This is a genomic window from Bradyrhizobium sp. (assembly GCF_049798375.1).
Lineage (GTDB): Bacteria > Pseudomonadota > Alphaproteobacteria > Rhizobiales > Xanthobacteraceae > Bradyrhizobium.
Map to the genome: position 1 here is coordinate 1 of NZ_JBARGP010000355.1, position 4,805 is coordinate 4,805.

General features: G+C 62.5%; 5 protein-coding genes and 1 riboswitch. Of the genes, 2 read left to right on the top strand and 3 right to left on the bottom strand.

Going from position 1 to position 4,805, the window contains the following annotated elements; genetic code table 11:
* On the bottom strand, positions 1-747 hold a 747-nt coding region (locus WA702_RS15010; RefSeq protein WP_425111319.1), incomplete at its 3' end, for a chorismate mutase.
* Between the two features lie 196 nt (positions 748-943).
* Positions 944-1,023: riboswitch (SAM riboswitch) on the top strand.
* A gap of 91 nt (positions 1,024-1,114) precedes the next feature.
* On the opposite strand from WA702_RS15010, the gene metX reads away from it, so the two are divergent.
* On the top strand, positions 1,115-2,362 hold the full coding sequence (metX, locus tag WA702_RS15015) for a homoserine O-acetyltransferase MetX (protein WP_425111320.1): 1,248 nt from the start codon (positions 1,115-1,117) through the stop codon (positions 2,360-2,362).
* Between the two features lie 2 nt (positions 2,363-2,364).
* Positions 2,365-3,033 carry a methionine biosynthesis protein MetW gene (metW, locus tag WA702_RS15020; protein WP_425111321.1) on the top strand — a complete coding sequence of 223 codons (669 nt, stop codon included), beginning with the start codon at positions 2,365-2,367 and terminating at the stop codon, positions 3,031-3,033.
* Positions 3,034-4,104: 1,071 nt separating this feature from the next.
* On the opposite strand, the gene WA702_RS15025 is transcribed toward metW, so the two are convergent.
* Positions 4,105-4,347, bottom strand: a complete 243-nt coding sequence (locus WA702_RS15025) for a transcriptional regulator (RefSeq protein ID WP_425111322.1) — start codon at positions 4,345-4,347, stop codon at positions 4,105-4,107.
* Between the two features lie 96 nt (positions 4,348-4,443).
* A complete protein-coding gene (locus tag WA702_RS15030; protein WP_425111323.1) occupies positions 4,444-4,653 on the bottom strand; it encodes a cold-shock protein in 210 nt (69 codons plus the stop codon).
* Positions 4,654-4,805: the final 152 nt, after the last annotated feature.

Here is a 4,805-nt window from a genome sequence, read left to right on the forward strand (position 1 = left end):
GATCTGATCGATGCTGGCCGGAGCGGCGATCGAGACCAGCAACGCGGCGCCGTCGAAGGCGGTATCAGGCACCGCCACGACGTCGGCCAGCGGCGACAGCGCGCGCGAAACCTGCGCATTCCAGCCGGAGACGCGGACGCTCCAGGTCTCGACCTCCAGCAACAGCGCATCGTCGGCGACGCGCGAGATCGCGAACACCGGCAGCGCCGCCGGATGGTCGGCACGCTCCAGGAACGGCATCCGCGCGATGATCTTCGGCGCGCCGACCGGCTCCAGCGTGATCCACCACGGCGTATGGCCCGATGTGGCCGAGACCAGCGCCAGGTCGCCTTTGGAGCTCGCCACCGCCTCGACCGCGGCCTGGGCGCTGAAATGCGCCACGTAGGGGACGATGAAGCCGAAATGGAAGCGCGCGGAATCGCGCATCGCGGATTCGCCGGCCGACACATCGGCATGCACCGCAAACGGCGCCTGCACATAGGTGAAGGAGGAGACGATCACGCGCCAGATGCTCTCGACCGTGGTCAACGGCAGGATGCCGCGATGGCGCTCGACCAGGCGACGCATCATGTCGGCCTCGCGCGCGGGGCGAAACGCCGATCCGACCTCCTGGGTCTTCTTGACCTTGATCAGCCGGTCGATGATGTCGCCACGCTGCATCAACAGCCGATGCATCTGCTCGTCGATCGTATCGATCTCCTTGCGCAGGTCGGTGAGCGATGGCGGGGCGGGCGGCGTCTGGGACATCGGCGAAATCTCACTACTTATTCTCGTTGGGCATACTGACGTGTGCGGCATCACTACGAGAACACCGTGGTTCTGTCGCATCAACGACCGTGGCGCAACATCAAGTTTACCTGATCCCGATCCGGCGACGGTCCCGCCACAAGCCGGGCTATTGACCTTGCTTGCCTTGACGAGGGCCGCGACCGGGACTAGTTTATGACGGTTCCGTGGTCATTTGAGCCGGCCGGCTTGCAGCCACGTTAAAAAACTCGCTAAACAGGCCGGGGACGATTTCGATCCCGGCCGAACCCTAGTTCAGGCCGGGTTTTTTATGGCCTGATATGTCGCGTGGTTCGGGAGCCCTGGCGTGAGCCGGGGACGAAGCAAGATGACAGGCCTGACAACCAAATCGCAGGCGTCCAAATCGCAGGCGTCGAAGTCGAAAGCGGCGCCGTCGCGGCGCGCGATGCAGCCGGAAGAGCGCTCGCAGGAGGTCGACCATCCGCACTCGCAGCTTGCGACGTTCGGCGCTGACCAGCCGCTGAGGCTCGATTGCGGCGTCGATCTCGCGCCGTTCCAGATCGCCTACCAGACCTATGGCGAGCTCAATCCCGACAAGTCCAACGCCATCCTGGTCTGTCACGCGCTGACCGGCGATCAGCACGTCGCCAACAGCCACCCCGTCACCGGCAAGCCCGGCTGGTGGGAAACGCTGGTCGGCCCGGGCCGTCCGCTCGATCCCGCGCGCTACTTCATCATCTGCTCCAACGTGATCGGCGGCTGCATGGGCTCGACCGGTCCGGCTTCGATCAATCCCGCGACCGGCAAGGTCTGGGGTTTGGATTTTCCGATCATCACCATTCCCGACATGGTGCGCGCGCAGGCGATGCTGATCGACCAGCTCGGCATCGACACGCTGTTTGCCGTGGTCGGCGGCTCGATGGGCGGCATGCAGGTGCTGCAATGGACCGCGGCCTATCCGCAGCGCGTGTTCGCTGCGCTCGCGATCGCCTGTGCCACGCGGCATTCGGCGCAGAACATCGCCTTCCATGAGCTCGGCCGCCAGGCCGTGATGGCCGATCCGGACTGGGATCACGGCCGCTATGCCGACCAGGGCATCCATCCGCATCGCGGGCTCGCGGTGGCGCGGATGGCGGCGCACATCACCTATCTGTCGGACGCCGCCTTGCACCGCAAGTTCGGCCGCCGCATGCAGGATCGCGAGCTGCCGACCTTCTCGTTCGACGCCGATTTCCAAGTCGAGAGCTATCTGCGCTATCAAGGCTCGTCCTTCGTCGAGCGCTTCGATGCCAACGCCTATCTCTATCTGACCCGGGCGATGGACTATTTCGATATCGCCGCCGATCATGACGGTGCGCTGGCGCGGGCATTCCGCGGCATCAAGACCCGCTTCTGCGTGGTGTCCTTTACCAGCGACTGGCTGTTTCCGACCTCGGAGTCGCGGGCGCTGGTTCATGCACTCAATGCATCGAACGCGCGGGTGTCGTTCGCCGAGATCGAGACCGACAGGGGCCATGACGCCTTCCTACTCGATGTGCCCGAATTCCTCGATATCGCCCGCGCGTTCCTGGATTCCGCGGGCCACGCACGCGGCCTGACCGCATCGGGGAGTTGAGCATGTCGATGCAGCAACAGGTCCTGCCGCTGAACGGCTTGGCGGGTTCGCAGACACTGGCCTATCGCCCTGATCACCTCCTGATCGCAGAGATGGTGGAGCGCGGTTCCCGCGTGCTCGACGTCGGCTGCGGCGACGGCGATCTGCTGCAATTGCTGGAAAGCCGCGGCATCGACGGGCGCGGCATCGAGCTGTCGCGCGAGGGTGTCAACCACTGCGTCGCCAAGGGACTTGCGGTGGTGCAGGGCGATGCCGATACCGATCTCGTCAACTATCCCGATGACGCTTTCGACTACGTGATCCTGTCGCAGACCCTGCAGGCGACGCGGCAGCCCAAGGTCGTGCTGGAGAATTTGTTGCGGATCGGCACCCGCGCGCTGGTGACATTTCCGAATTTCGGCTTCTGGCGGATGCGGCTGCAGCTCCTGATCGGCGGCCACATGCCGCGTACCGAAAATTTGCCGGCGACCTGGTACGATACGCCAAACATCCATTTCTGCACCATCAAGGATTTCATCCAGCTCTGCGACGAGATCAACGTCAAGATGGAGCGCGCGGTGGCGCTGGATTCCTACGCCCGCCCGCTGCGCTTCAACATGCCCTGGTGGTTCTGGAACATGTTCGGCGAGCAGGGTGTATTTCTGCTGAGCCGGGCGGGAAAGGCGCGGTAGCGCTCTCCACATATTGTCATTCCGGCGCGTGCCTGACCGCGACGACAATTGTGCTTGTGGCGTGATCCTGGCTTGCAACGAACGCGGACTTCCTCTTCGCATCTCAAATAGCGCTGGACACACATCCGCATTCTCGCGGCGCAGTTTGCGCCCGAGCTTTGCAAGGCATCGCCCTCGAACAATGAGAGGGCGCGGGGAAGGCCGGGTATCGGCTGATACCCATGGTCCGCGTGCAGAAAAAAAGCACGCGGCAGAACCACAGGTCAGCCAAATAACCGGCCTTCCCTGCGCGATGGTATTAACGCTTATACGTGCTCTCCTCGGGGACCGGCTTGCTTGCCCCCGTCATCCGCGCGCTCGTCGCACCGCAGATTTGGCATCAGCACCGGGACGCCAGGACCACACGACTTCACGTCCGCGCTATGTCGTTCGTCCGCGTGTAAGACGCACGCTGCGACACCACGCGTCCACCGCATCCCACCTCGCGTGTCGTGACGATCGCGATACGCCCCTCTTGCCGAGGTGGGGTGTGCGAGAGGATGGTTCTGATTTGCCCGACGACGCAAGGCGCACACCATGCGACAAAGTAACCCGACGGGCAATTCGCACATGTCCTCCTTGCGCAAACTGCCCGTCGGGCAACGCTCAGCAGCGCGTGCGACATGGAGCCAAGCGGTTCGCCGGGACGACTTAGTGAGCCAAACGTCGTCAAACTGGCAACTGCGGGTCCGGCGCAGTCGTGAGGCTCAACCGCAACTTGGCCAACAAACCTAGTCCAACAACCTGGCCCAAGAAACTTAGCCCAAGAAACTTAGCCCAAGAACCTTAGCCCAAGAACCTTAGTCCAAGAAACGCAGGCTGAGAAACTTGACTCGAGCAGGGACCGGCTTTCGCCTCGATCCTATCTTGAAGCGCTGGGGATGCGTCAGGGATAGGCTCGCGTGCGATTTGCTTTGGCTTAAGTGAGATTTGCTTGGCTTAGATATTCCGGGAGGTTCTGGCGCGTCTCGACCGGTGCGGACATCCGGAGCGGATGTCTAGTGTACGACCTCTTGTCCGAGGTCGATAAGATCACTTCACAATTCGCTTCACGCGTTTTTTCTTTGCAGGCTTCGGCGCAGGCGCTTCAGCGCCATCCTCGTCCGCTTGCTTGGCTTCCCGCAAGGCACGCAGCCGCTGCATGTTTTGACGCAGCTCGACGGACCGCCGCTCGGCCTCCGCCATCGCTTGGGCGCCTTCTTCCTTGGCCACACGCTGCCGCTCGGCGCGCGCTACGCTTTGGGGAGAGGGCTCGGCTGATTTCTTGGTGCTCATCTCTCTGCCGGTTTCGCAACAGGCATAGCCCGCTCAATCCTGGGACCGAGCGGGCAATGCGGCCATTTCAGTACATCCGTGAAATGGCGCAGCGAACTAAGCCAGCGACAAGTTTTCGGCGCTGACCTTGCCGCGCATCTTGTCGGTCTTGAGCTCGTACGAAACCTTCTGGCCCTCGGCGAGGCCGGGAAGACCCGCGCGTTCGACCGCGCTGATGTGTACGAACACATCAGTTCCGCCGTCGTTCGGCTGGATGAACCCAAAGCCCTTTTGGCCATTGAACCACTTGACAGTACCTGTCGGCATTCTCTTCTCCGAAGCGCGCACGCGCAAATCCCGCGTGACAATCACGCAAGTCAAATTCAACTATGTCGATGTCATTGGAAAAAGGAGCCCGCAGGCGCGCATTCAACAAGGCACAGCGGCTAATCGAATACACAACACTATACCGTATGGCC

Coding starts and splice junctions, on each gene's coding strand:
- metX (WP_425111320.1), top strand. CDS start 1,115: ATGACAGGCCTGACAACCAAATCGCAGGCGTCCAAATCGCAGGCGTCG.
- metW (WP_425111321.1), top strand. CDS start 2,365: ATGTCGATGCAGCAACAGGTCCTGCCGCTGAACGGCTTGGCGGGTTCG.
- WA702_RS15025 (WP_425111322.1), bottom strand. CDS start 4,347: ATGAGCACCAAGAAATCAGCCGAGCCCTCTCCCCAAAGCGTAGCGCGC.
- WA702_RS15030 (WP_425111323.1), bottom strand. CDS start 4,653: ATGCCGACAGGTACTGTCAAGTGGTTCAATGGCCAAAAGGGCTTTGGG.